This window comes from Pseudomonas sp. MD330_10 (assembly GCF_042610415.1).
In the GTDB taxonomy this organism is placed as follows: domain Bacteria; phylum Pseudomonadota; class Gammaproteobacteria; order Pseudomonadales; family Pseudomonadaceae; genus Aquipseudomonas; species Aquipseudomonas rhodesiae.
The window spans coordinates 26,902-52,231 of record NZ_JBHGZU010000018.1 but is presented as its reverse complement, the minus strand read 5'-3'; the positions used below and the strand labels follow the sequence as shown (position 1 = coordinate 52,231).

25 protein-coding genes and 1 pseudogene are annotated in these 25,330 nt (G+C 60.6%); 12 read left to right on the top strand and 14 right to left on the bottom strand.

All coding sequences use genetic code 11. From position 1 onward, the window contains the following. Positions 1–28: 28 nt before the first annotated feature. Entirely contained in the window at positions 29–325 is a 297-nt protein-coding gene (locus tag ACFZPT_RS22130; RefSeq protein WP_034100549.1) for a DUF1244 domain-containing protein, read from the top strand. Continuing rightward, positions 318–659, top strand: coding sequence for a HopJ type III effector protein (locus ACFZPT_RS22125; protein ID WP_034100550.1), 342 nt, complete (start codon positions 318–320; stop codon positions 657–659). The genes ACFZPT_RS22130 and ACFZPT_RS22125 overlap by 8 nt, the downstream gene beginning before the upstream one ends. Before the next feature lie 229 nt (positions 660–888). Here ACFZPT_RS22125 and trxB read toward each other — a convergent pair whose 3' ends face one another. Continuing rightward, positions 889–1,851, bottom strand: a complete 963-nt coding sequence (gene trxB / locus ACFZPT_RS22120; RefSeq protein ID WP_034115064.1) for a thioredoxin-disulfide reductase — start codon at positions 1,849–1,851, stop codon at positions 889–891. A gap of 293 nt (positions 1,852–2,144) precedes the next feature. On the opposite strand from trxB, the gene cysZ reads away from it, so the two are divergent. Continuing rightward, entirely contained in the window at positions 2,145–2,930 is a 786-nt protein-coding gene (gene cysZ, locus ACFZPT_RS22115; protein ID WP_379555660.1) for a sulfate transporter CysZ, read from the top strand. A gap of 37 nt (positions 2,931–2,967) precedes the next feature. After that, the gene (locus ACFZPT_RS22110; protein WP_034115066.1) at positions 2,968–4,170 is read left to right on the top strand and encodes a glycosyltransferase family 1 protein; all 1,203 of its coding nucleotides are present in this window, start codon (positions 2,968–2,970) and stop codon (positions 4,168–4,170) included. Here the strand turns inward: ACFZPT_RS22110 and ACFZPT_RS22105 are convergent. The 7 genes from ACFZPT_RS22105 to rplU form a co-directional block, all read right to left on the bottom strand. After that, a complete protein-coding gene (locus ACFZPT_RS22105; RefSeq protein WP_034100554.1) occupies positions 4,139–5,242 on the bottom strand; it encodes an NADH:flavin oxidoreductase in 1,104 nt (367 codons plus the stop codon). The two genes, ACFZPT_RS22110 and ACFZPT_RS22105, sit on opposite strands and share 32 nt — an antisense overlap. A gap of 148 nt (positions 5,243–5,390) precedes the next feature. Then, positions 5,391–5,873, bottom strand: coding sequence for a glutathione peroxidase (locus ACFZPT_RS22100; protein WP_034115067.1), 483 nt, complete (start codon positions 5,871–5,873; stop codon positions 5,391–5,393). Between the two features lie 101 nt (positions 5,874–5,974). Continuing rightward, positions 5,975–6,439 (bottom strand): CreA family protein, encoded by a 465-nt coding sequence (locus ACFZPT_RS22095; RefSeq protein WP_034115068.1) that lies wholly within the window; start codon positions 6,437–6,439, stop codon positions 5,975–5,977. Between the two features lie 15 nt (positions 6,440–6,454). Then, positions 6,455–7,573, bottom strand: coding sequence for a glutamate 5-kinase (gene proB, locus ACFZPT_RS22090; protein ID WP_034100557.1), 1,119 nt, complete (start codon positions 7,571–7,573; stop codon positions 6,455–6,457). 127 nt (positions 7,574–7,700) lie between these two features. After that, the gene (gene cgtA, locus ACFZPT_RS22085) at positions 7,701–8,924 is read right to left on the bottom strand and encodes an Obg family GTPase CgtA (protein WP_024077369.1); all 1,224 of its coding nucleotides are present in this window, start codon (positions 8,922–8,924) and stop codon (positions 7,701–7,703) included. Between the two features lie 194 nt (positions 8,925–9,118). After that, positions 9,119–9,376 carry a 50S ribosomal protein L27 gene (gene rpmA, locus ACFZPT_RS22080; protein ID WP_003176049.1) on the bottom strand — a complete coding sequence of 86 codons (258 nt, stop codon included), beginning with the start codon at positions 9,374–9,376 and terminating at the stop codon, positions 9,119–9,121. 34 nt (positions 9,377–9,410) lie between these two features. Then, positions 9,411–9,725, bottom strand: coding sequence for a 50S ribosomal protein L21 (rplU, locus tag ACFZPT_RS22075; RefSeq protein WP_003176051.1), 315 nt, complete (start codon positions 9,723–9,725; stop codon positions 9,411–9,413). Between the two features lie 239 nt (positions 9,726–9,964). Between rplU and ACFZPT_RS22070 the strand changes: the two genes are divergently transcribed. From ACFZPT_RS22070 to ACFZPT_RS22060, 3 genes are all read left to right on the top strand, one after another. Continuing rightward, positions 9,965–10,933 carry a polyprenyl synthetase family protein gene (locus tag ACFZPT_RS22070; RefSeq protein ID WP_034115069.1) on the top strand — a complete coding sequence of 323 codons (969 nt, stop codon included), beginning with the start codon at positions 9,965–9,967 and terminating at the stop codon, positions 10,931–10,933. Positions 10,934–11,051: 118 nt separating this feature from the next. Continuing rightward, positions 11,052–11,393 (top strand): zinc ribbon domain-containing protein YjdM, encoded by a 342-nt coding sequence (locus tag ACFZPT_RS22065; protein ID WP_034100559.1) that lies wholly within the window; start codon positions 11,052–11,054, stop codon positions 11,391–11,393. A gap of 160 nt (positions 11,394–11,553) precedes the next feature. After that, entirely contained in the window at positions 11,554–11,811 is a 258-nt protein-coding gene (locus ACFZPT_RS22060; protein ID WP_024077374.1) for a hypothetical protein, read from the top strand. Between the two features lie 63 nt (positions 11,812–11,874). On the opposite strand, the gene ACFZPT_RS22055 is transcribed toward ACFZPT_RS22060, so the two are convergent. Continuing rightward, a complete protein-coding gene (locus ACFZPT_RS22055; RefSeq protein ID WP_034100560.1) occupies positions 11,875–12,492 on the bottom strand; it encodes an FKBP-type peptidyl-prolyl cis-trans isomerase in 618 nt (205 codons plus the stop codon). A gap of 113 nt (positions 12,493–12,605) precedes the next feature. Then, the gene (locus tag ACFZPT_RS22050; protein ID WP_034100561.1) at positions 12,606–13,829 is read right to left on the bottom strand and encodes an OprD family porin; all 1,224 of its coding nucleotides are present in this window, start codon (positions 13,827–13,829) and stop codon (positions 12,606–12,608) included. A gap of 184 nt (positions 13,830–14,013) precedes the next feature. Here ACFZPT_RS22050 and ACFZPT_RS22045 point away from each other — a divergent pair, with 184 nt between their 5' ends. The 5 genes and pseudogenes from ACFZPT_RS22045 to ACFZPT_RS22025 all read left to right on the top strand — a co-directional run bounded on the left by ACFZPT_RS22045 (position 14,014) and on the right by ACFZPT_RS22025 (position 20,394). Continuing rightward, positions 14,014–14,910, top strand: coding sequence for a LysR substrate-binding domain-containing protein (locus ACFZPT_RS22045; protein WP_034100624.1), 897 nt, complete (start codon positions 14,014–14,016; stop codon positions 14,908–14,910). Between the two features lie 109 nt (positions 14,911–15,019). Beyond that, positions 15,020–16,447 (top strand): YfcC family protein, encoded by a 1,428-nt coding sequence (locus ACFZPT_RS22040; RefSeq protein WP_034115070.1) that lies wholly within the window; start codon positions 15,020–15,022, stop codon positions 16,445–16,447. Positions 16,448–16,481: 34 nt separating this feature from the next. Further along, positions 16,482–18,311 carry a CocE/NonD family hydrolase gene (locus tag ACFZPT_RS22035; protein WP_034115071.1) on the top strand — a complete coding sequence of 610 codons (1,830 nt, stop codon included), beginning with the start codon at positions 16,482–16,484 and terminating at the stop codon, positions 18,309–18,311. Between the two features lie 163 nt (positions 18,312–18,474). Then, positions 18,475–19,539 (top strand): annotated as a pseudogene (locus ACFZPT_RS22030) (methyl-accepting chemotaxis protein); the annotation flags it as partial. Then, positions 19,531–20,394, top strand: a complete 864-nt coding sequence (locus ACFZPT_RS22025) for a methyl-accepting chemotaxis protein (protein WP_371918507.1) — start codon at positions 19,531–19,533, stop codon at positions 20,392–20,394. The pseudogene ACFZPT_RS22030 and the gene ACFZPT_RS22025, both read left to right, overlap by 9 nt. A 615-nt stretch (positions 20,395–21,009) precedes the next feature. Here ACFZPT_RS22025 and ACFZPT_RS22020 read toward each other — a convergent pair. The 4 genes from ACFZPT_RS22020 to ACFZPT_RS22005 are packed head-to-tail and all read right to left on the bottom strand — an operon-like array spanning position 21,010 to position 25,095. Next, positions 21,010–21,378: a glyoxalase superfamily protein gene (locus ACFZPT_RS22020; protein ID WP_034115072.1), complete on the bottom strand. Its 369-nt coding sequence runs from the start codon at positions 21,376–21,378 to the stop codon at positions 21,010–21,012. 29 nt (positions 21,379–21,407) lie between these two features. Next, positions 21,408–22,871, bottom strand: coding sequence for an amidohydrolase family protein (locus ACFZPT_RS22015; RefSeq protein ID WP_034115073.1), 1,464 nt, complete (start codon positions 22,869–22,871; stop codon positions 21,408–21,410). A gap of 1 nt (position 22,872) precedes the next feature. Further along, positions 22,873–23,733 carry a MurR/RpiR family transcriptional regulator gene (locus tag ACFZPT_RS22010; RefSeq protein ID WP_034115074.1) on the bottom strand — a complete coding sequence of 287 codons (861 nt, stop codon included), beginning with the start codon at positions 23,731–23,733 and terminating at the stop codon, positions 22,873–22,875. Positions 23,734–23,745: 12 nt separating this feature from the next. After that, a complete protein-coding gene (locus ACFZPT_RS22005) occupies positions 23,746–25,095 on the bottom strand; it encodes a gluconate:H+ symporter (protein ID WP_236238723.1) in 1,350 nt (449 codons plus the stop codon). Between the last annotated feature and the right edge of the window lie 235 nt (positions 25,096–25,330).

Genomic DNA, 25,330 nt, shown 5'->3' with positions numbered 1-25,330 from the left:
GCTTGAAGCTGCCTCGAAGAGCCCCACGATGAACGATCAACAACGCCTCGAACTCGAAGCCGCCGCCTTCCGCCGACTGGTAGCGCATCTGGACAGCCGCAAGGACGTGCAGAATATCGACCTGATGAACCTCGCCGGCTTTTGCCGTAATTGCCTGTCCAAGTGGTACAAGGCCGAGGCCGATGAGCGCCAGATCGAGCTGAGCCTCGATGACGCCCGTGAAGTGGTGTACGGCATGCCGTACGCCGAGTGGAAAGCCCAATACCAGAAAGAAGCCAGCGCCGAGCAACAGGCCGCGTTCGCCCAAGGAAAATCCCATGACTGATCTGAACAATCTGCGCGCCAGCCTTAACAGTGGCGAGCACGCTTTTGCCGATACCCTGGCGTTTGTCGCGGCCGGTTACGATTACCAGCCCCAAGCGTTCACCAATGGCAACGTGGAAAACGCCGCTTTGCAGAACGAAGGTTCGTGCAAGACCCTGGGATTGGCCCTGCTGGAAGGCTTGAGCGATCAGGAAGCGCTGCTGGCGTTTGGGGAGCACTACCGTGCGGTGGTGGCCACGCCGGAGGGCAGTGACCATGGCAATATTCGCGCGTTGATGGCCCATGGGTTGGCCGGGGTGAGATTTGCGGCACAGCCCCTGACGCGCAAGTCCTGAGTCAGATGCAGGTAATAGGCTTGCCCAGATAGTGTCGGGTCAGCCAACTATTCAACAGCGGGTACATCTGCATCGGGGGCAAGCCCCCTTCCACAATTTTGATCGGGTCCATGCCTCCACAATGCGACAAGTTGAAGGCAAGCGCAGATTCAGTGTGGGAGGGGGCTTGCCCCCGATAGCGGTGTCCAAAAAAAACCGGCCTCGCAGCCGGTTTTTTTATATGGGCACTTTAGAACGAAGCATCCTTCAAACCGTCGAGGTAACGCTCGGCATCCAGGGCAGCCATGCAACCGGCGCCGGCCGAGGTGATGGCCTGACGGTATACGTGGTCAGCCACGTCACCGGCGGCGAAGATACCTTCGATGTTGGTGGCGGTGGCGTTGCCTTCACGGCCGCCCTGTACCACCAGGTAACCGTCTTTGGCTTCCAATACGCCTTCGAACAGCGAAGTGTTCGGGGTGTGGCCGATGGCGATGAACACACCGTCGACTTTCAGCTCGTCGAAGCTGCCGTCGTTGTTTTTCAGGCGAGCACCGGTCACGCCCATATTGTCGCCCAGGACTTCGTCCAGGGTGGCGTTGAGCTTGAGGATGATTTTGCCTTCGGCGACGCGGGCGTGCAGCTTGTCGATCAGGATCTTTTCGGCACGGAAGGTCTCACGGCGGTGGATCAGGGTCACGGTGCTGGCGATGTTGGCCAGGTACAGCGCCTCTTCCACGGCAGTGTTGCCGCCACCAACCACGGCGACCGGCTTGTTACGGTAGAAGAAACCGTCGCAGGTGGCGCAGGCGGACACGCCCTTGCCCATAAACGCTTCTTCCGACGGCAGGCCCAGGTAACGAGCGCTGGCACCGGTGGCGATGATCAGGGCATCACAGGTGTACACGCCGCTGTCGCCGGTCAGGCTGTAAGGCTTCTTCGAGAAATCGACCTGGTTGATGTGGTCGAAAACAATTTCGGTCTCAAAGCGCTCGGCGTGTTCTTTCATACGCTCCATCAGCGCCGGGCCGGTCAGGCCGTGGACGTCGCCCGGCCAGTTGTCGACTTCGGTGGTGGTGGTCAGTTGACCGCCCGCCTGCATGCCGGTGATCAGCAGCGGCTTGAGGTTGGCGCGGGCCGCATAGACGGCAGCGCTGTAACCGGCAGGGCCGGAACCGAGAATAATCACTCGCGAATGACGGGTATCAGACATGACTCGCTCCTATCGACCGCCCGAACCACAAGACGGCTGGAATAAAAAAGGACCGCGAAGCACTTGGGGAAGGCTTGAACTCGCAGATCCTGAAAAATAATGGGTGCAGCGTATAGAGGGGGGCAAGATTAAGGAAATACGGATTAACAATCCAGCTCATAGGCGGTCTCTATGCAGTCGGCGCCCTTGATCGACGCGTTTGTTACCTTTGATGTCGTCGCGCTGACCACGCTTTCGCCCTGAAGACAAAGCCGGTAAGGTCGGCGCGTTCGTCATTCTGCTCGGAGTTCGTCATGCCCGCCCCTGTTCTTTCCGGCCCACAATACCTGCGCGAGGGCCTCAAACTGGTGTTGAGCCCCGGCCTGCGTTTGTTTGTGCTGCTGCCGCTGGCGATCAACCTGATCTTGTTCGTCGGCCTGATCTATTTTGCCGGCCATCAGTTCAGCCTGTGGGTCGATCACTTGATGCCGACCCTGCCCAGTTGGCTGATTTTTCTCAATTATCTGCTGTGGCCACTGTTTGTGGTGCTGGTGGTGCTGATGGTGTTTTTCACCTTCACTATGCTCGCCAACATCATCGCGGCGCCGTTCAATGGCTTCCTGGCGGAGAAGGTCGAAGTGGTGGTGCGGGGCACCGATGACTTCCCACCCTTCAGTTGGGGCGAACTGATCGCCATGGTTCCCCGCACCCTGGCCCGGGAAATGCGCAAGCTGGGTTACTTCCTGCCACGGGCCATCGGCCTGTTTATCCTGTCGTTCATTCCGGTGGTCAACCTGGTCGCCGCACCACTGTGGCTGCTGTTCGGTGTTTGGATGATGGCGATCCAGTACATCGACTACCCGGCGGACAACCACAAACTGGGCTGGAACGAAATGCTCGCCTGGCTGCGCCAGAAACGCTGGCAGAGCATGAGCTTCGGCGGCGTCGTCTATCTGGTGCTATTGGTGCCGGTGGTCAACCTGTTGATGATGCCGGCGGCGGTGGCCGGCGCGACGCTGTTCTGGGTGCGTGAACAAGGGGCCGAGGCCATGGCGCAGCAACACAAAGCGACACCCGTCATAAATCCATCATCCCGATGACACATTGACGACATGGCCCACAGTGAGACTGTGGGTCATGACGACAGCTTCGCTTCACATCACCCTGATCACCGAAACCTTCCCGCCAGAGATCAACGGGGTGGCCAATACCCTCGGCCGCTTGTGCGATGGTTTGCGCGCCCGTGGCCATCAAGTCGAACTGGTGCGCCCGCGCCAGGGCGTAGACCAGAGCCGCCCGAGCGACGCCCAATTGCTACTGTGCCGTGGCTGGCCGCTGCCAGGTTATCCGGGGCTGCAATGGGGCCAATCGTCGATGCACAAGTTGCTACGACGCTGGACACGTCAGCGCCCAGATGTGCTGTACATCGCCACCGAAGGCCCCTTGGGGTTGTCGGCGTTGCGGGCGGCGCGGCGTTTGGGGATCAGCGTGGTCAGTGGTTTCCACACCAATTTCCAGCAGTACTCGAACCAATATGGCCTGAGCCTGTTAAGCCGGATGGTCACCCACTATCTGCGCTGGTTCCATAACCGCTCCAGTTTGACGCTGGTGCCCAGCGCCAGCCAACGCCTGGAACTGGAACGCCGGCATTTCGAGCGCCTGGGCATGCTGTCGCGCGGCGTCGACAGCCAACTCTTCCACCCGGCCAAACGCGACAATGCACTGCGCGACAGTTGGGGGTTGGGCAACGAAGACGTGGCGGTGCTGCATGTCGGGCGACTGGCCCAGGAAAAAAACCTAGGGTTGCTCAAACGTTGCTACGAGTCCTTGCAAACCACTTATCCACAGCGCCGACTGAAATTAATCATCGTCGGCGACGGCCCACAGCGGCCTCAGTTGGAGCGCGACCTTCCGGACGCAATCTTCTGCGGCACCCAGCGCGGCGAGACCCTGGCCAGGCACTATGCCTCGGGGGACCTGTTCCTGTTTCCCAGCCTCACAGAAACCTTCGGCAATGTAGTGTTGGAAGCCATGGCCTCAGGATTGGGCGTGGTGGCGTACGATCAGGCCGCCGCAACCCAGCACATCCGCCATGGCTATAACGGTGTGCTGGCGATGCCTGGAGATGAGGACGCGTTCTGCGATGCGGCCAACTGGCTACTCGAAGAAAGCGAAAGTTTGCGCAGGGCACGCTTGAATGCACGCCAGCATGCGAGCCGCCAGGGCTGGCCGGCGATCATCGAACAGTTCGAGCGCCAATTGCGCGGTGTCTGCGAGAGCGGACACCTGGCACCCGCCCTGTCGCCGCTTACACCAGGGTCGTCAACGCCTCACGACTGAACGGCAGGATGTCCGCTTCGCGGCCTTCGCGCACCTTGACGGCCCAATCCGGGTCCACCAGCAGCGCACGGCCTACGGCAACCAAGTCGAACTCGTCGTTGTTCAGACGCTCCAGCAGTTTTTCCAGGCTGGCCGGTTGGGCGACCTTATCGGTGTTGACCATAAATTGCAGGAACTCGCCATCCAGGCCGACACTGCCGACGGTGATGGTGGGTTTACCGGTGAGCTGGCGAGTCCAGCCGGCCAAATTCAGGTCGGAACCTTCGAACTCCGGCTCCCAGAAACGCCGCGTGGAGCAGTGGAAGATATCCACACCTGCTTCAGACAGCGGCTTGAGAAACTCACCCAGCGCTTCGGGGGTTTGTACCAGACGCGCGGTGTAGTCCTGTTGTTTCCACTGGGAGAAACGGAAGATGATCGGAAAGTCCGGGCCCACAGCGGCGCGGGTCGCTTGGATCAGCTCGATGGCGAACCGCGAGCGGTTGGCCAGGCTGCCGCCGTACTCGTCGGTGCGCTGGTTGCTGCCTTCCCAGAAGAACTGGTCTACCAGATAGCCGTGGGCGCCGTGGATTTCCACGCCGTCCATGCCGATACGCTGCGCGTCTTTAGCCGCTTGTGCGAAGGCGGCGATGACGTCCTGGATATCCTGGGCGGTCATACCGTGGACGACCACGTTGCCATCCTTGAGTTTTTCCATCGGGCCGTAGGCCGGTACGCTCGCGTCTGGCTCGGTGCCTATGCGGCGTACGCTGCCTACATGCCACAACTGCGGGACAATCTTGCCACCCTCGGCGTGCACGGCGTCCACCACTTTCTTCCAGCCGGCCAGAGCAGCTTCGCCATAGAAATGCGGGACGTTCGGGTAGCCGTTGGAGGCTTGGTGCCCGACCACGGTGCCTTCGGTAATGATCAGGCCCACGCCTGCGGCGGCACGGCGGCGGTAATACTCGACGACCTTGGCATTGGGCACGCCGCCGGGCGAGAACGAACGGGTCATCGGCGCCATGACCACACGGGTCGGCAAGTGCAGCGCACCGAGCTGGAACGGTTTGAACAAGGCTTGGGCAGGCATGGGAGCACTCCACGAAGGGCTGGATTTATGATGCGGATAATATGGCCAGCGCTGCGTGCCGAGTAGCACTATTGATCTGAGTGATTAAGGCTTAGAAACGTCGAACACCTGCAGGCGCGAACATGCTTGCGCCTGCAGGTGAGGGGGATCAGGACAAGGCTTTTTCGATAGCCTGAATGACCGTCGGATCATCCGGCGCCGTGCGCGGCGAGAAACGCGCAAGCACGCGGCCATCTTTACCCAGCAGGAATTTTTCGAAGTTCCAGGTGATATCCCCAGGAAACTCAGCACCCTCGCCCGCCAGCAGGCGGTACAACTGGTGACGCTCAGGGCCGTTCACGTCGAGTTTGCTACCCAGGGGGAAGGTCACGCCGTAGTTCAGGCTGCAGAACGCGCGGATTTCTTCCTCGCTGCCGGGTTCCTGGCCGGCAAACTGGTTGCACGGCAGGCCCAGCACGGTAAATCCGCGGCCTTTGTACTGTTGGTAGAGGTTTTCCAACGCCGCATATTGCGGGGTCAAACCGCATTTGGACGCAACGTTGACCACCAGCACAACTTGCCCCTTGAAAGGCGCCAGCGGCAGCTCCTGTCCGTCTAAAGCTTTGAGTTTCAGGTCGTGGAAAGCACTCATGACGAACTCCAGATATCCCATGTTCTATGCAATGCGGCTGTTCGAGAGTACAGACCGCAAGCCTGCAATCATAGACGGCGATTAAAAAACCCGCCTGCGGGTTACTGAGCGGTCGGCCACGGCAAAATAGGAATCGCCGTGACGGCATTCTGCGGGCTGCCCTCGATCAGGCGGTCGCTGTAGACCAGGTACACCAGGGTATTGCGCTTCTTGTCGAGGAAACGCACCACCTGCATGGTCTTGAACACCAGCGACGTGCGCTCCTTGAACACTTCGTCGCCATCCATGAGTTCGCCCTTGAAGCGGATCGGCCCGACCTGACGGCAGGCGATCGAGGCTTCGGCGCGGTCTTCGGCCAGACCAAGGCCGCCTTTCACGCCGCCAGTCTTGGCGCGCGAGAGGTAGCAGGTCACGCCTTCGACCTTGGGGTCATCGAACGCTTCGACCACAATCCGGTCATTGGGGCCGACGAACTTGAACACCGTCGACACCTGGCCAACTTCCTCGGCAGACGCCAGCAGCGGCATGGCCAACAGCAGGCCGAGCAATCCTTTCATTACGCGCATCGTGTATTCCTTTGGTTAAACCAGGATCAGGTTATCGCGGTGCACCAGTTCCGGCTCCGCCATGTAACCCAATAGACCGACAATCGCGTCGGACGGCTGCCCGATGATTTTTTGCGCTTCCAGAGCGCTGTAGTTGGCCAGGCCGCGGGCGATCTCACGACCGTCCGGCGCCACGCAGACCACCATCTCGCCACGGCGGAAGCTGCCCTGAACCTGCTTGACGCCAACCGGCAACAGGCTTTTGTTGCCTTGGGACAACGCCGCCACAGCGCCGTTGTCCAGCACCAGAGTGCCACGGGTTTGCAAATGCCCCGCCAGCCACTGCTTGCGTGCCGCCAACATGCCGCGCTCCGGCGACAGCAAGGTGCCGATGCGCTCGCCGGCCTTGAGACGGTCCAGCACACGCTCCAAGCGGCCACCGACGATAATGGTGTGCGCGCCGGAACGCGCCGCCAGGCGCGCAGCGCGCAGCTTGGTCTGCATACCGCCACGGCCCAAAGCACCGCCGACACTGCCGGCCACGGCATCGAGCGCCGGGTCATCGGCGCGCGCTTCGTAAATAAGCTGGGCATCGGGGTTGTTGCGCGGGTCGGCGTCGAACATGCCGTCGCGGTCGGTGAGGATCACCAACAGATCGGCTTCCACCAGGTTGGCCACCAGGGCGGCCAGGGTGTCGTTGTCGCCGAAGCGGATTTCGTCGGTGACCACGGTATCGTTCTCGTTGATCACCGGGATCACCTTGAGCTCCACCAGGGCGCGCAAGGTGCTGCGGGCGTTCAGGTAGCGCTTGCGGTCGGACAGGTCGTCGTGGGTCAGCAGGATCTGCGCGGTGTGACGGCCGTGCTCGGCAAAGCTGGATTCCCAGGCTTGCACCAGGCCCATCTGGCCGATGGCGGCCGCTGCCTGCAGCTCGTGCATCGCGCTGGGTCGCGCGGTCCAGCCGAGGCGGCTCATGCCGGCGGCAACCGCCCCGGACGACACCAGCACCAATTCAACACCGGCCTCATGCAAGGCCACCATCTGCTCGACCCAGACGCTCATGGCTGCGCGATCCAGCCCCTTGCCATCCGCCGTCAGCAGCGCACTGCCGATCTTTACGACCCAGCGCTGCGCGCCTGTCACTTTGCTCCGCATCATCTTCAACCTTAGAGTGAGGGCTGCGCGACCCAGCGCGGCCCATAACGTTATTCGTGGCTACTTTAAAGACTACAGATACCAAAACGCCGCTCAAGTGAGCGGCGCTTAAGTTTACTGCAACGAATCAGTCGCGCACGTAAATGATTTCCGGACCGTCTTCGTCATCCACATCTTCTTCGTCCCAATCATCGTCGCCGATGTCGTGGACCGACTTAACGCCGCTACGGCGCAGGGCACGCTGGTCATCCAGGGCCTGCAGTTGGGCGCGGGCTTCGTCTTCGATACGCTGGTCGAGTTCGGCCAGTTCGGCCTTGAACACTGGATCGGCCGCCAGGCGGTCGGCGCGGTCTTCCAGGTAGCGCATGATGTCACGGGTCAGGCGCTCGGTGCCTTCTTTGGCGATGGCCGAGATCACATAGACCGGACCGGTCCATTCCAGGCGATCGACGATTTCCTTGACGCGTTCCTCGTGTTCTTCTTCGAGGATCTGGTCGCACTTGTTCAGCACCAGCCAACGATCACGCTCGGCCAGGGAGGGGCTGAACTTGGTCAGTTCGCTGACGATCACTTCGGCGGCGTCCGGCGCGCTGGTGTCATCCAACGGCGCCATGTCGACGAGGTGCAGCAGCAAACGGGTGCGGGACAAGTGCTTGAGGAAGCGAATACCCAAGCCAGCACCGTCGGAAGCGCCTTCGATCAAGCCGGGAATGTCGGCGATCACGAAGCTTTTCCAGCGGTCAACGCTGACCACGCCCAGGTTAGGTACCAGGGTGGTGAACGGGTAGTCGGCGACTTTCGGCTTGGCGGCCGATACCGAGCGGATAAAGGTACTCTTGCCAGCGTTCGGCAGACCCAGCAGGCCCACGTCCGCCAGTACTTTCATTTCCAGCTTGAGGTCACGCTGCTCGCCCGGCTTGCCCGGCGTAGTCTGGCGCGGCGCACGGTTGGTACTGGATTTGAATCGGGTGTTACCCAAACCGTGCCAGCCGCCCTGTACCACCATCAGTTTCTGACCGGCCTTGGTCAGGTCGCCGATCACTTCCTGGGTCGCCGAGTCGATGATCGTGGTGCCTACGGGTACGCGCAGGACCAGGTCTTCACCCTTCTTACCGGTGCAGTCGGTGCTGCCGCCGTTGGAGCCACGCTCGGCATCGAAGTGCCGGGTGTAACGGTAGTCGACCAGGGTGTTGAGGTTTTCGTCGGCCATCATGTAGATGGAACCGCCGTCACCGCCGTCGCCGCCGTTGGGGCCACCGTTTTCGATGAATTTTTCGCGACGGAAACTCATGCAACCGTTACCGCCGTCGCCTGCTTTTACTCGGATGGAAACTTCATCAACGAACTTCATAACAAAACGCCTCTCGTCGCATGGACGAGCTTAAGAAACCAAGACATAAGACTCTTGCAAAAATGAGCGCAGCGACCTCAAGCAACATCCGCAAAATCCGCTGCTCTTGCCCATCACAAACAGCTTTGCAAGAGACTCACTCCACAAACGAAAAAGCCCCGTCGCAAGACAGGGCTTTTCCAGCGATCTCGCAATTAAGCTGCGACAACGCTCACGTAACGGCGGTTGAACGCGCCTTTTACTTCAAACTTGATCACGCCTTCGATTTTAGCGAAGAGGGTGTGATCTTTACCCATGCCAACGCCGTAGCCAGCGTGGAATTGGGTGCCGCGCTGACGCACGATGATGTTGCCCGGAATGATTTTCTGGCCGCCATACATCTTCACGCCAAGGCGTTTGGCTTCTGAGTCGCGACCGTTACGGGTACTACCACCAGCTTTTTTGTGTGCCATGAGTCAATTCTCCTAGTGAGGAATTAGGCTGAAATTAAGCCTGAATACCGGTGATTTTGATCTCGGTGTACCACTGGCGGTGGCCCATACGCTTCATGTGGTGCTTACGACGACGGAACTTGATGATGCGGACTTTATCGTGACGACCTTGGGAGATCACTTCAGCCACAACGGTAGCGCCAGCAACGACTGGAGCGCCGATGTTCACGTCATCGCCATTGGCGACCAACAGAACGCGATCAAAAGTCACGGATTCGCCGGTAGCGATTTCCAGTTTTTCGATCTTCAGGTATTCACCTGGGGCGACCTTGTATTGCTTGCCACCAGTAACAATTACTGCGTACGACATGGTATTTCTCCGATAATCCTGCTCACCCAGCGCTTTATAAGAAGAGGTATTGGCTGGCATGGCTGCATGGGATGGACGTCCCGAATGCAATTGCGTAAGGCAGGTGCTGCCCAGGAAGTTCAGGGTGCGCGATTGTACGCAAGGTAAATGGGTGTTGCAAGAGGCCGTCCATCGCGCCTTGACACTGCGGGGCCTGGGTCCTAGCATGCCGCGCAACCCTTCTGGAGCGACTGTCGCTGATGCAACCCCAAGCTTTCTACCGCGCGGTCGCGGACGATTTTAGCGCCGTCGACGGCATCATCAAGCAGCAGCTGACATCTAAAGTGCCGCTGGTCTCCAAAATTGGCGACTACATTACGTCGGCCGGCGGCAAACGCCTGCGTCCTTTATTAGTGTTGCTGTGCGGCAAGGCCCTGGGCCGCGAAGGCGATGACCTGCGCTTGCTGGCCGCCACCATTGAATTCCTGCACACCGCCACCCTGCTGCATGACGACGTGGTCGACATGTCCGGCATGCGCCGTGGCCGCGAGACCGCCAATTCCATGTGGGGCAACGCGCCCAGCGTGCTGGTGGGTGACTTCCTGTATTCGCGCTCGTTCGAAATGATGGTCGAGCTGGGCTCAATGCCGGTTATGAAAATCCTGTCCCAGGCCACGCGCATCATCGCCGAGGGCGAAGTGCTGCAACTGTCCAAGGTGCGTGACGCCAGCACCACCGAAGAAACCTACATGGAAGTGATTCGCGGCAAAACCGCGATGCTCTTCGAAGCCTCCACCCACAGCGCCGCCGCTTTGTGCGGCGCGACCGCCGAGCAGGCCGAAGCCTTGCGTAAGTTCGGCGATCATCTGGGCGTGGCATTCCAGCTGGTGGACGATTTGCTCGACTACCGTGGCGACGCCGAAACCCTGGGCAAGAACGTCGGCGACGACCTGGCCGAAGGCAAGCCCACCCTGCCGCTGATCTACACCATGCGCGAAGGTACGCCGGAGCAGGCTGCCCTGGTGCGCAAAGCCATCCAGAAAGGCGGGATCGAAGACCTGGAAAGCATCCGTGAGGCCGTCGAGGCGTCTGGTTCGCTGGAATACACCGCGCAACTGGCCCGTGACTACGTAGCCCGTGCCATCCAGTGCCTGGACGCCCTGCCCGCCAGCGAATACCGGGACGCCCTGGTTGAGCTGAGTGAGTTCGCGGTAGCCCGTACGCACTAGGTCATTCCAATGTGGGAGGAGCTTGTCTCCTTCCACATTTAGATTTCATTCAACCTGTAAGACCATAAATCCCTATACAATGTGCGACTTTAGCCATCCTGACCTTTAAGGAGCGCAAGTGAGCACTTTGCCACCCTGCCCGAAATGCAATTCCGAATTCACCTACGAAGACGGCACTCAACTGATCTGCCCGGAATGCGCCCATGAGTGGTCCGCCAATGGCGAGACCGAAGCAGCCGGCGATGAAACCGTTAAGAAGGACTCCGTGGGCAACGTGCTGCAGGACGGCGACACCATCACCGTGATCAAAGACCTCAAGGTCAAGGGCACCTCGCTGGTAGTAAAAGTCGGCACCAAGGTGAAGAACATTCGCCTGTGCGACGGTGACCACGATATCGATTGCAAGATCGACGGCATCGGCCCGATGAAACTCAAGTCCGAGTTCGTGCGCAAAGTCTGAATCTGCTGCTTCCATCCCGCGCCCGCCGCGGGATGGCGTTTCGCCCTCTGCGTTGACCGAACGCAATGCCCTTCCAGAAAAAACAGAAAATCGCCAATAGGCACTTGCTATTCAGCGAATAAGAATTATTCTCATTGAAACTCATCAAGGAGAATTGACCATGACTTATTTGATCGACGCCTGGCTGGATCGCCCACACCCTTACCTGCGGATCCTGCATCGGGAAACCGGCGAAGTCTGCGCGGTGCTTGAAGAAGAAGCGTTGAATGAACTGCAAGACCAGGGCGACCTGGACGTAAACGGCTTGAGTTCGAGCGAACCCGGTGTGCTCAAGGAGGTGGTGCGTAACCTGTTTTTGTTCTGCTATGCCCGAGCCTTGCGCCCGACCACTGAGCTCAATGGCAAGTTTCATCCATGAGCTACGCCACCCAACACTGTAGGAGCGAGCAAACTCGCTCCTACAGGTGATCAGCCAACAGTCTTACAGAACGTCGAGCAGCTCGACGTCAAACACCAGAACGCTGTGCGGCGGGATGCTGCCAACGCCTTGAGCGCCGTAAGCCAGCTCGCTCGGCACGTACAGGCGCCATTTGCTGCCGGCATTCATCAGTTGCAGAGCTTCGGTCCAACCGGCGATCACGCCGCCGACCGGGAATTCGGCTGGCTGGCCACGCTCGTAGGAGCTGTCGAACACAGTGCCGTCGATCAGGGTGCCGTGGTAGTGGGTACGCACTTGGTCTTCACGGGTCGGCTTGGCGCCGTCGCCCTGGGTCAGCACTTCAAATTGCAGGCCGGAAGCCAGGGTGGTGATGCCTTCGCGCTTGGCGTTTTCAGCCAGGAAGGCCAGGCCGGCACCGGCGGCCGCTTCAGCCTTGGCAGCTGCTTCAGCTTGCATGACTTCGCGGATCACCTTGAAGCTGGCAGCCATTTGTTCCTGATCAACACGGCTTGGCTTGCCCGCGAAAGCGTCGGTCAGGCCGGCCAGGATCGCGTCCAGGCTCACGCCCGGTGGCGGGTTGTCGCGCAGTTGGTCGCCCAACTGACGGCCGATACCGTAGCTGACGCGGGTTTCGTCGGTGGACAGATTAACTTCGGACATGAAGAGGCTCCGCTGTAGGACGGTACTGAAAACACTGTCTCCCGCACCGCCCAAAACTAAAAGGGCCAGCAGACTAGCACACAAGACAGCCCTGTGATCAGCCCCCGCCCCGACTACCAGAGTGCCAGGTCGTATGTGAGATAGAGCCGATAATTGTCCCGGTCACTGGCGTAGGTCGAACGATAGGTCGCCTTGCGCACCTCCACCCCAAGACCTTTGAAAGTGCTGTCCTGGATCACATAGCGCAGATTGGTGTCGGATTCCCATTCGCGGGCCTCACGCCCCTTGTAGTCACCGTTCTCACCCTTGTAGTAACGGGTCATAAAGCTCAGGCCGGGGAGTACGTCGGCAAAATCGTAGTCGTAGCGCAGCATCCAGGTTTGCTCACCCGCCTGGATGAACTTGCCCACACCGGCATTACTGAAGGAATACACCGTCGATACGCTGGCATACGGCAACGCAGTATCGCCCCGCACCTTCTGATAGCCGACGCCGAACGCTTGTGCGCCCAGCCGGTAAGTGAACAGCCCGCTGAAAAGGTCACTGTCGACCTTGCCATTACGCGCCTCCCCCGCCTCGCCGCTGATGAAGTAGCGCACGTCGCTAGTCAGCGAGCCACGTCCAACCGGTTGTTTATGGACAAGGCCGAAGAATTGCTGGCGATAGAACTCACGCATCTCGCCGTAATACCACGTTGCGCTCAGGCTCGGCGTCAAAGCATAGGTGGCCCCGGCGAAGTCGAAGTCGCTGCCACGGTTGCCGGTGTAGCCCTGAGGATAAATAGCCACGCTGTCGGTGGAGTTGCGCTGCTTGAACCGATCCAGATGCCCGGTGTGCAGGTACAGGTCAGGAATGCCGGTGTATTCCAACTGGGTGCCCTGAAACGTTTGCGGCAACAGGCGCCCATCGTTGTGCACCAACACTGGGATCTTGGGCAATAACGTGCCACTTTTCACCACCGCATCGCCCCAGCGCAGCTTCGCGGTGACGCCCAGGCTGGAGAATTCACTGGCCGCGTGGCCATCGTCGTGCACCGGCAACAGGCCGGTTCCGGCATGGGTGGGCCTGGAATCAAGGCGCAGCCCGGCAAGGCCGAGTGCATCCAGGCCAAACCCCACGGTGCCCTCGGTATAGCCGGACTGCAGGTTGAGCAGAAAACCCTGCGCCCACTCTTTGCGATCTTCGCCGCCATCGCGGTAACCGTCGTTGAAATAGAAATTGCGCAAGGTCAATCGCCCGTGGGAATCCTCCCAGAAGCCTTGCGCCATAAGCGCCGGTGACAGGCTTGCCATCAGGCTCGCCGAGACTATTTTTCCCCTGTTGATCAGTCTGCGCATGGCCGCTTCCTCAATGCCTTTTTATGGTTTTTTATGGGCAGTTCGATGGCGCGACACACTGGACGGAATGTCGCGATGGAGCGGACACTAACGGCTCGTCGAAAGCCCTACAACGTTATGCGAGATGCGCATCAGGCTATGCGCAAAGCAGCAATTGCCGCTCGCAACCGCCAGGAAAACCATGGTGAATCTCAAGCAACTCGAAGCCTTCAAGGCGATCATGTCCACCGGCTCGACCATCGGCGCCGCAACGCGCATGGGCCTGTCGCAATCTGCGGTCAGCCGTCTGCTGAGCCAACTGGAAGAAGCCTTGGGGTTCGTGTTGTTTCTACGCAAGAAAGGCCGCCTGATAGCCACCCCGGAAGCAGAAGAGATGCTGATGGAGGTCACCGGCCTGGTGGACGGCATGCAGCGTATTCAGCGCCTGGCCGACGAAATGCGCGTAGGTCGCTCGCGCAAGAGCCTGCTCAAGGTCGGGGTGCCCACCAGCATGACCCAGGAGCTGTTGCCACCTATCGTTGCGGAGTTTCTCAAAGACCATGAGGACATCGTCGTGGAGCTGCTGACTGGTTCCTACGACACCATCGAGCGCGCCGTACTCGACCGTTCCGCCGACCTGGGCTTCGTACGCCTGCCGACGGAAATGCCCGATTTCGACATCGAACCGGTGCTGCAAACCGAAGGCGTCTGCGTGATGCCGGCCGACCACCCTCTGACTCGTCACGCCTGCATCGAAGTGCAGCACCTGCGCAATGTGCCGCTGGTGATGCTGGGCCGGCAACGCGCTTTACGGGCGCAACTGAACCAGGTGTTCCGCGCCGCCAACCTCACCCCCCAAGTGCGTGTCGAAGTGCATTCCGTAGGCGCGGCGTGCAGCTTTGTCGCCGAAGGTCTGGGGGTGTCCATCGTCAATGGTCTGCTGGCCAGCCACTTCCTGCATTTGCCGATTGTCACACGACCTTTTCGGCCGGCGCTGCCCTACGCATTCGGCCTGGCCTACCGCGTCAACGAACCCCGCTCACGAGTGGTGACCGCGTTCGCCGAGCATCTCAAACAGCGCCTGGCGCCACAAAACGCATAGCCCAACCCACCCTGCGCATAACGTTGTCGGCGCAAAAACTTTGCCCTAGTGTCCGCCCAACACACGTCACTCCCCCATAACAAAAACGGCGAACGCCGGGGCAGCCAGCATGAGCGAACCACAGATCACCTCCCCTCAAGCAGGGGTAGAAAAACCGACACTGCGCAAACAGATCAACCCGACCATCATCCTCCTATGCATCGTCTTGCTAGCGGTCGCTTTTACCTACGCGGTGAACGCGGGCAAGTTCGAGCGCCAGAACGGCCTGGTGGTACCGGGGTCCTACCAAGTGCTGGAAAAACACGATGCGTTGGGCCAACTGTTTTCACTGGAGCCGCGCAAGGCCGGTGATCCAGTGGCCCGTCCGGTGTCGCTGGTGGAAGGTTTCATGGCGATTCCCCAGGGCATCGAGAAACGTGCGGCGCTGATCTTCATGGTGTTGTTCATCGGCGGCATGTTCGGCGTGCTCAACAAAGCCGGGGTGATCGACGCCGGGCTGGAGCGCCTGCTGGGGCTGACTCGAGGCAATATCTACGTGCTGGTGCCGAGCCTGATGCTGGTGTTTTCCGCCGGCAGCACGTTCATGGGGCTGGCCAAGGAATTCATTCTGATCGTGCCGCTGATGGTCGCCATGGCCAATCGTCTGGGACTGTCGAACCTGATCGGCCTGGCAATCGTCGCGATCTCGGTGAAGATCGGTTACCTCGCGTCGATCTCCAACCCGGTGGCGTTGTCCGTCGCCCAGCCAATGGTCGGGCTGGCGATATTCAGCGGGCTGAGCATGCGCGTGCTCGCCTACTGTAGCTTCCTGCTGGTGGGGATCGCCTTCGTGCTGTGGAGTATTCGCAAGCACGGTTTCGATGCGAGCGCGCAAATCACGTTCGAACGCAAACCCCTGCCCATACGCCACCTGATCAACCTGATCGTCTTGATGGCGGGCATCGGTTTCCTGGTGTATGCCTCCAACCGCTGGGCCTGGAAATACCACGAACTGTCGGCGTTTTATCTGCTCCTGACGGTGGTGTTCAGCGTTGTCGCTGGGCTGGGGGCAAGCGTCGCCGCCAGCGCCTTCGTCGATGGCATGAAAAAAGTCCTGATCGCCGGCGTACTGATTGGCCTGGCCACCGCCGTGGAAATCATCCTGAGTACCGGCCAGGTACTGGACACCATCGTCAACAGCCTGGCCAATCTGGTGGGTGACCACGGCCCGATTGTGTCGGCCTACGGCATGTTCTTCGCACAACTGGGACTGGATGTGTTGATCCCCTCCACGTCAGGCCAGGCCGCCGTCACCATGCCGATCTTCGGCCCGTTGGGCCAACTGTCCGGCGTTAGTCCACAAACCACGGTGTTCGCGTTCTTGATGGGCAACGGCCTGACCAACATGATCACCCCGACCTCCAGCGGCTTGCTGGTGCTGCTGGCCACGGCCAATGTCGGCTGGGGCCAATGGGCGCGCTACATCCTGCCGCTGTTCCTGATCTACGCCGTGCTGGCGATGGTGCTGCTGGCCATCGCGGTCACGAGTGGGTACTGAGTCAATGACTGCTTTGCGAGGACGTATTTCCCCCATGCAAACCCTGCTTAACCAGATGATCCCGATGCGCGACGGCATTTGCCTGGCCACCGACATCTACTTGCCCGCACAGGGCGAGGGGCCTTTTCCGGTAGTCATCGAACGTACGCCTTACGACAAGAGCAAACCCTCGCGCTCGGAAAAACAGCTCGACGGCCAACACATCTCCCGCGAGCAAATGGCCGCGCGCTTTACCGATCAAGGCTTTGTCGCGATCTTTCAGGACTGCCGTGGCCGCTATGCCTCGCAAGGGGTGTTCACCAAATACACCGCCGAGGGCCAAGACGGTTTCGACAGCCTGGCCTGGATCGTCCGGCAGCCCTGGTGCAACGGAAAGATTGGCAGCATGGGTCTTTCTTACGCGGCCCATACCCAACTGGCGATGGCGTGCCTGCATCCGCCCGGCTTGAGCAGCATGGCGCTCGACAGCGGCGGCTTCGCCAACGCCTATCAGTGCGGGATACGCCAGGGTGGCGCGTTCGAACTCAAGCAAGCCACTTGGGCCTTTCGCCAGGCCAAGGAAAGCCCCACGGCACTGGCCGATCCGCAAATTCGCCAGGCCTTGGAGCAGGAAGACATTCTTCAGTGGTTCACACGCATGCCGTGGCAACCCGGCCAATCGCCCTTGCGCCATGTGCCGGAATACGAGACGTACTTACTGGACCAGTGGGCCCAAGGCAGCTTCAGCGAATATTGGCGCAAGAACGGTCTCTATGCCGAAGGCCACTATGGCCGGCTGCCTGATATTCCGGTGCTATTCATGTCCAGTTGGTACGACGCCTACGTCAGTTCGACCCTGGCCAACTACCGTGCTTTCGTGCAAAACGGCACGGCAAAGTCCCGACTGGTCATGGGACCGTGGCTACATGGTGATCGCAACATCAGCCACAGCGGCGACGTGGAATTCGGACCCACCGCAGTATTTGACGGGCAGATCGAGCAGGACTGGCTGAGCTGCCGCCTGGCATGGTTCGAGCAAACCCTCAACGCCTCGGCCCAAGCAGCGCAGACCCGCGTGCAGGTATTTTTGATGGGCGGTGGCAGTGGTCATCGCGACCGCAACGGCCGCCTGGAGCATGGCGGGCGCTGGCTGCAATCGACGCAATGGCCACTGCCGGACAGCCAGGTGCTGACCTTATACCTCAATGCCCACGGGCAGTTGAGCCACACAGCACCCGAGGCCGACAGCGCGAGCCTGAGCTACCTTGCCGACCCGGCGCACCCGGTCCCGACCATCGGCGGCGCGCTGACCTCCGGCGCTCCGGTGTTCGTGGGCGGGGCTTTCGACCAACGTGAACGCGCGGACTTCTTCGGCACCTGTGGTAACGACCGCCCCTTGAACGAACGCGACGATGTGCTGAGTTTCCAGACCGAGCCTCTGGAGGAAGACCTGATCGTCGCCGGTGACGTACAGATTGAGCTGTGGATCGACAGCGACGCCCCTGACACTGACTTCACCGCCAAGTTGATCGATGTATACCCGCCCAGCGCCGATTACCCCGAGGGCTTCGCGATGAACATCACCGACGGCATCCGGCGTTGTCGCTATCGCGATTCGTGGACCCAACCGAAGCCACTCACAGCGGGCGAGCGGGTCAAGGTGCTGATCGAGCCTTTCGCTACCTGCAACCTGTTCAAGCGTGGCCACCGACTTCGCCTGGACATTGCCAGCAGTAACTTCCCGCGCTTCGACGTCAACCCCAATAGCGGCGAACCCTGCGGCCAGGCTAACCACCCACGGGTAGCGCGCAATACCCTGCACCTGAGTCGCGACGCCGCGTCCTGCCTGAGGCTGACCATCGTGTCCACCGTCACCACCGCGTAAACGCACAAGGGCGCCATCGCTGCCTGGCGATGGTGACCCTTCGTCGTCCCGCGCAATAAAAGCACTACAGAATCGTCTTTTGCCGCCGATACATTCCTTCTCAACTTGGCTGGCTCAAACAACAACACCGTCCAGCAGACAAATCACTTTTGCGGAGCATTCGATGAACAGCTGGTTCGGTAACATCAGCGTCAACCTCAAACTCGGCCTGGGCTTCGGCCTGGTGCTGGTTCTCACCTCGATCCTGGCCCTCACCGGCTGGACCAGCCTCGGCAGCCTGATCGACCGCAGTAACTGGATGAGCGATATCACTCAGCTCAACTCGTCGCTGACCAAACTGCGCATCGTGCGTTTGCAGTACATGCTGGCCAACGGCGACGAAGCCGTTGCGCAGAATGTGCAGACCAGCCTGGATGCGTTCGCCGCGCAACAACAGAAGCTGCTGGACAGCTTCAAGAGCCCGGAAAACGTCAAGCTGCTGACCGACCAGAAGGCCGTGATCACCGCCTATCAGCAGTCCCTGAACAAAATGCGCGAGGCTTACCGCAACGGCAACGCTTCACGCCAGGTCATGGGCGACAAGGCCGACATTGCCAACGCTCAGATCGAAGCACTGGACACCAATGTGCAGCAGATGCCGGACAGCCCGGAACGCTTCACGCAGTTCCAGGCGCTGACCAATGCCAAGCAAGAATTTCAGCTGGCGCGCTACGAAGTGCGCGGCTACACCAATAACGTCAACCCCGACACCGAAGCCCGCGCTGCGGCGCAAATCGAGAAAGCCATCAACGGCTTGAAAGGCTTGAGCGCGGTGTTCGGCAGCAGCCAGCAAAGCGCATTGACCGCGCTGGAAACCGCACTGAGCGCCTATCGCAGTGCCGTGCAGAACTACAAGGCCGCCAACGCCAACATCGTCGCCGCCCGGGCCGAGATGACCACCCAGGGTGCCGATATCGTCACCATCAGCGACAAGCTCTACGATATTCAGCTTGAGCGCCGCGACGCCGAAAGCGCCCAGGCCCGCAGCCTGCAATTGATCAGCACCTTGCTGGCACTGCTGGTTGGCATCATCGCCGCGCTGGTGATTACCCGCCAGATCACCCGCCCGATCCAGGACACCCTGGCCGTAGTGGAACGTATTGCCTCCGGCGATCTGAGCCATAACATCCAGGTCACCCGTCGCGACGAACTGGGCGTGCTGCAACAAGGCATCCAGCGCATGGGCACGACCTTGCGTGAACTGATCAGCGGGATTCGTGACGGCGTCACGCAAATCGCCAGCGCCGCCGAAGAGTTGTCGGCCGTGACCGAGCAAACCAGCGCCGGCGTGAACAGCCAGAAAATCGAGACCGACCAGGTCGCCACCGCGATGCACGAAATGACCGCCACCGTGCAGGAAGTGGCGCGCAACGCCGAGCAGGCCTCCCAAGCAGCGTCCGATGCCGATGGCCAGGCCCGTGAAGGCGACAAGGTGGTGGCCGAGGCGATCGCCCAGATCGAGCGACTGGCCGCCGAAGTGGCACGCTCCACCGACGCCATGACGCACCTGCAGCAAGAGAGCAACAAGATCGGCAGCGTCATGGACGTGATCAAGGCCGTGGCCGAACAGACCAACCTGCTGGCTCTCAACGCCGCCATCGAAGCAGCGCGTGCCGGTGAAGCCGGTCGCGGGTTTGCCGTGGTCGCGGACGAAGTACGTGGCCTGGCCCAGCGCACACAGAAATCCACTGAAGAAATCGAAGGTCTGGTGGCCGGTTTACAGAACGGCACCCAGCAAGTGGCCACGGTGATGAACAACAGCCGCAGCCTCACCGACAGCAGCGTGGAACTGACCCGCAAAGCCGGGGTGTCGCTGGAGAACATCACGCGGACGGTGTCCAACATTCAATCGATGAATCAGCAGATCGCGGCTGCCGCCGAAGAACAGAGCGCCGTGGCCGAAGAGATCAGCCGCAGCATCGTCAACGTACGTGATGTATCGGAGCAGACCGCCACCGCCAGTGAGGAGACCGCCAAATCCAGTGTGGAACTGGCCCGACTGGGCAGCCAGTTGCAGCAGATGGTGAGTCACTTCCGGGTATAAGAAACCAAAAAGCCGCCTCGGCATACACCGAGGCGGCTCCGCTTTTCAGACCTTAGCGGTCATCGAAGCTGTCTCGCAGGAACTTCCATACGTGATAAGCACGCAGGCAGTTCACTACGAGGTTCCACATACGTCGTGCAAACTTAGACATACTCGGCCCTCCGTGAGTTGGGCCTTACCTCCAGCGCACTTACCGGAACATGTGGGCCTTCGGATGCACGTCAGTGCTCCTGTGAGGCGGCCAGGTTTAAGGTCCTCGTGCGTGAATCCGGCACGGGTTGCAAGCTCGTGGCAGTCGGTCCAAATATCTGCGCGCGAACCCAGCCAACCTCTTCACGATGATGCAGAACGGGGGCGATACTAGCTCACCCCACCGCGCCAAGGTGTGACGAGAAACCGCCATTTACCCTTAAAAGTTGTTGCCGTTTTTTGCAGATATGAACGCGGAAAACTGGCGTCTACGGCATCCTCAAAAGGTGTTGCATAAAGCCTTGAAGCCGCAGTAGTATCGCCAGCACGTCAGTGCTCCTGTGAGCCGCAGCCCTGGCCGCAAACCGGGATTGCAAAAAAAACCGTCTTAACCAAGACGGTTTTTTATTGCCTGCGATTTACCGCTCAGCCCTCGCTCTCCTCCACAAACACCAGCCGATTGCCGAACGGGTCCTTGATGCTCATCTCCCGCGAGCCCCATGGCGTTTCCTCGACCTGCGGCTTAGCGTAGCAATAATCCTTGGCCAACAATTGCTGCTGATAACCGTCCACGCCTTGTGCCTGGATACGCACAGCGGCGCCAGGCGAGGCATCGCCATGGTGCTCGGACAAATGCAGCACACACTCGCCCAGTGACACTTGCAGGTACAACGGATAATTGGCCTCGAAACGGTGCTGCCAATCCACCTTGAAACCCAGGAAGTCGACGTAGAATTCCAAGGCCTTGGCCTCGTCGAAAATCCGCAGGATGGGGGTGACTTTTCCTAAGTGCATGGCGCTCGCTCCGTGTATGAAGGCGCCCACTATAAAGACGAAAAGCCACCGCGCAAATCCCCGCTGCGCGCCAGGAAGCGACCCGGTCGTTGACCGTTGGCCTGCCCATGGTGGTAGCTCAAAACGCCATTGACCCACACCCCTTCGATGCCTTCTGCCGCCCGCTGCGGCGCTTTGAAATCGGCCACGTCGCGCACCCGCAGAGGATCGAACAACACCAGATCTGCCCAGTGCCCTTCACGAATTTGCCCGCGCTCCGACAAACCAAACCGCGCCGCCGACAAGCCCGTCATTTTGTGAACCGCCGTATGCAGTGGGAACAGCCCCACATCCCGGCTGAAGTGCCCGAGCACTCGTGGGAACGCACCCCACAGGCGCGGATGGGGGAACGGGTCTTCCGGCAAACCGTCAGAGCCCACCATCGACAACGGATGCGCGAGGATGCGCCGCACATCTGTCTCGTCCATGCCGTAGTACACCGCCCCCGCCGGTTGCAGGCGACGTGCTGCGTCGAGCAGCGAAACGCCCCACTCGGCGGCAATGTCCTGCAAGTCGCGCCCGCCCATGGACGGGTGCGGCGTCGACCAGGTGATGGTGATGGGGAAAGCATCGGTGACTTGCTTGAGGTCCAGGGTCGAGGAACTGGCGGCGTAGGGGTAGCAATCGCAGCCCACCGGATGGGTTTTCGCGGCGTGTTCCAAGGACGCCAGCAACTGCGGACTACGCCCCCAGTTACCCGCGCCGGCACATTTGAGGTGGGAAATGATCACCGGCGCCTGGGCATGCCGACCGATCAGGAACGCCTCGTCCATGGCCTCCAGCACCGGTTCGAATTCGCTGCGCAAATGAGTGGTGTACACCGCGCCGAAGGCGGTGAGTTCTTCGCTCAATTGCAGCACCTCATCGGTCTCGGCGTTGAACGCGCTGGCGTAGGCCAGACCGGTGGACAAACCCAGAGCGCCCGCCTCAAGGCTTTCCTTCAACTGCGCGCGCATGGCCGCGATTTCCGCCGGGCTGGCCGTGCGGTACAGGTCATCCAAATGGTTGCTGCGCAGCGCCGTGTGGCCGATCAGCGCCGCGACGTTAACCGCCGGGTGGGCGTTTTCCACCGCCTGGCGATAGTCGGCAAAGCGCGGGTAGGCAAAGGCGTCGCGCCGACCCAGCAGATTCATCGGGTCCGGCGGATCGCCGCGCAGGCTGACCGGCGCGGCGCTGATGCCACAATTACCGACGATCACCGTGGTCACGCCCTGGCTGAGTTTGGGCAGCATCTGCGGTTGGCGGATCACCACAGTGTCGTCATGGGTGTGCACGTCGATAAACCCTGGTGCCAGCACGCGGCCGGCAGCCTCGATGTGATGCTCGGCCACGGCAGCCGACAGGTCACCGATCGATTCGATGCGCCCGGCCAACAGTCCTACATCGGCGACATATCCCGGGGTGTTGCTGCCATCGATAATCAGCGCCTGGCGGATCAACGTGTCGTACTTCATTTCAATCTCCAAGCGGTAAGGCATCGGGGCCGCCGCGGTAGTCGTCCAGGGCCAGCTTGATGCGGCGCAAGCGCTCCTGGTTATCGTCTGGCATGGCCAGCGCCAGCTCGGTGGCGAGCAGGTCAATGGCCAACAGCATGCCGTAGCGCGCCGCCGTGGGTTTGTAGATAAAACTGGTTTCGGCCGGTTGCAGCGGCAGCACGACGTCGGCCAGGCGCGCCAAAGGAGAGTCGGCGAGGGTGATGGCGATAACGCGTGCGTCGTAGTTGCGCGCCAGTTCCACCACATCGAGCAACTCGGGCGTCAGGCCGGTCAGCGAGCAGACGATCAATACATGCTGCGGGCCCAGCGTGGCGGCGGTGACGCGCATCATCACCGGGTCATGACAGGCCGCAATCGGAAAACCCAGGCGCACCAGGCGTACTTGCAACTCGTGGCTGCACAGGCTCGACGGCCCGCCCATGCCAAACGCGTGCACCATGCGCGCCCGGCTCAACAGGCTGACGGCATCAGCGAAACCTGCCTGATCGAAGCCCGACAGGTGCTGACGCAGAGTGGTTTCGATATCCCCCAGGATCTGCCGGTGAAACGCCGATTGCTCCGGCGTACCCGCCGGGTCCAGGAAGCGACTGCCGACGCCGCTGGCCTGGGCCAATTGCAGGCGCAGATCACGCAGGTCGCGACACCCCACACTGCGGGCAAAGCGCGACAAGGTGGCGGTGCTGACCTCCGCCCGTTGGGACAACGCTTCCAGGCTGGCCGACGCAGCAAACCCCACGTCTTCCAGCATCAGCCGGGCGATGCGCCCTTCGCCGGCGCTGAAGGACGCCTGGCGGGCGAGGATCTGGTAGAGGATGTCCATGGCGTCTCCGAATTACAGCAGGCAGGACAGACCATAGGTCAGACCGAAGGCAACCACCGAAATCAGGGTCTCCAGCACGGTCCAGGTCTTGAAGGTCTGGATCACCGTCATATTGAAGTATTCCTTGATCAGCCAGAAGCCGCCGTCATTGACGTGGGAAAAGATCACCGAACCGGCGCCGGTGGCCAGCACCAATAATTCCGGGTGTGGATAACCCAGGCCCAGGGCCACCGGCGCCACTACACCGGAGGCAGTGGTCATGGCCACCGTCGCCGAGCCAGTGGCGATGCGCATCAATGCGGCGAACAACCAGCCCATCACCAACGGCGACAGGTGGAAGGCATGGGCCAGGCCAAGAATCTCGTTGGTCACGCCGGCATCCACCAGGATGCGATTCAAACCGCCACCCGCACCCACCAGCAGCGTAATGCTGGCGGTCGGCGCCAGGCATTCGTTGGTGAATTTGAGGATCGACTCGCGATTGAAGCCTTGAGCCAGGCCCAGGGTCCAGAAACTCACCAGGGTCGCCACCAGCAGCGCGATCACCGAGTTACCGATAAACAACAGGAACTGGTTGAACCCCGTGCCCGGCGTGGAAATCACGTTGGCCCAACCGCCGATCATCATCAGTACCACCGGCAATAGGATGGTGGCCATGGTCAGGGTAAAACTCGGGAGACGGCTACGCGGTTCGCGCTCGATAAACTGGCGCTCCAACGGGTTTTCCGCTGGCAGGTGGATACGCGGGACGATGTACTTGGCGTAGACGGGACCGGCAATGATCGCCGTCGGAATGCCGATCAGAATCGCATACAGCACGGTCTGCCCCACCGACGCGTTGTACGCCAGCACCGCCATCATCGCCGCCGGGTGCGGCGGCACCAGCGCGTGCACCACCGACAACCCGGCCACCATCGGCAAACCGACCATGAGGATCGACACCCCCACGCGCCGCGCCACGGTAAAGGCGATGGGCACCAACAACACAAAGCCCACCTCGAAAAACAGCGGCAGCCCCACCAGGAACGCGATACACACCATGGCCCAATGCGCGTTGCGCTCGCCGAAACGATGGATCAACGTGCGCGCCACCTGCTCGGCGCCGCCGGACTCGGCCATCATCTTGCCAAGCATGGTGCCCAGTGCCACCACTAGGGCGATGTGCCCCAGGGTTTTGCCGACGCCCGCTTCATAGGACCCCATGATGGTATCCGCCGGCATCCCGGCCATCAGCGCTAGGCCGATGGACACCAGAGTGATAACGATGAACGGGTTGAGTCGGTAACGTGCAATCAGCACGATCAAAGCAATGATGGCGATGGCAGCGTATGCCAACAGCCCGAAGCCCGGTGATGCGGCCATGCGGTACTCCTCGGAAAGGGTCACGTCGAATTGGTTGTGAAAGTCATAAATCATTTCCGCACGGCATTTTCAAACTGCATGAAAGTAACTTTCGCCCACGGATAAGCGCTGTCGCCATCGGGCATGCCCGGCGCCATCGGATGAAAATCAGGGGGGTGTTCTTACATGAGGATCGGACGCTGCCGGAAACTCAAACCGCGCCGCTGGGTCTTAGAATGCGCATCCACTCATGCCC